At 41.2% G+C, this 1121-nt stretch carries 1 protein-coding gene; it reads right to left on the bottom strand.

Annotated features, from left to right (window positions below; translation table 11 throughout):
- Positions 1-1121: autotransporter outer membrane beta-barrel domain-containing protein (locus tag ACFIKJ_RS09390; protein ID WP_375670551.1), on the bottom strand; the 1121-nt coding region annotated here is incomplete at both ends.

Here is a 1121-nt window from a genome sequence, read left to right as displayed (position 1 = left end):
TTTTCAGTGGAAATGGTTTTGGTCAAACGTCCACCAACACGGATTAACCATTGAGAAGGATTGTTCATATCAACAGTAAAATTATCAGCATCTTCAATGGTGTTAAACATCAAATGTTGATAAGCAATTTGTGCTTGTGGCTCGAAGGTTAAACCTTCCATTCCCGTTGCAAATTCTTTGCCAACAGTGGTGGAGATACTCAACATTTTGGCATTTTTCAATTTTGCGGTATTTCCTCTGATGGCATTGCCGATATCTCCTTTTATTATCCCATAGGATAACAGTGTATCCATATAGAAACCACTGTCATGCTGCACGCTGCCATAAGCTGTTAGTGACCATTTATCCAATGTGCTCTTACTTGCATCCTGCATCTCTTTTGGAGTGAAAGATAGTCGCCCATAGGTGCCTACAAGACCGAAATGTGTTGTGGTATTTTGCCCTTCAATTGCTGCTAATGTGACACCGGCTTGGAGAGCAGCATAGCGGATATCAGCGCCATAACCATATTTGAGAGGTCCGCGTTCAGAAGATAAAGTTCCTGTGCTTCCATAGGTGTAAAGGAAGAAACCGGTTTGTTTTTCCTCTTCTTTTCCTAAGACAGATGTTCTCATTGTGGCTAAAAGTGCATTTTGTTTAGCTATATCGGTTAGTCCCGTGTAGAAGAGAGCATTTGGCATGACTAAGTAACTGGCCGTTTGTGCTACAGGGGCGATCACACTTGGACCAGAACCAGAATCCGTTTCAAGAATTTCTTTATGTAAGCGGAAATCCCAGAAATTTTCATTCTTTTCATCAAACAGATTTTGTGCAACATCGGCTTGTCCGTGGCTTGACTCTGGTCCATAAGCCGTTAGCGTATATTTATAAGGTAAACGACCTCTTGTGGTATAGCCATTGACAAGTTTGAAAGAGTCTTCTTTTGCTTCTCCAGAGACTTGAATGAGTGAAAGTCCACCTATATTGGAAGGATCAGAGGCATTGACTACACTATCTTTATCCCCTGTATCGCTTTTGATATAAACTGTTGTAGAGCCTGAGACATCCCCATGGATCAAAAGTCTATCGGTTTTTTGGTCATTTATTGCAGCACCATCACTCCAAGCAATGTTGAAGTAAAT

Source organism: Bartonella sp. PS7NMGDW (assembly GCF_042193585.1).
GTDB lineage: Bacteria > Pseudomonadota > Alphaproteobacteria > Rhizobiales > Rhizobiaceae > Bartonella > Bartonella grahamii.
This window is presented reverse-complemented; position numbering and strand designations above follow the sequence as displayed.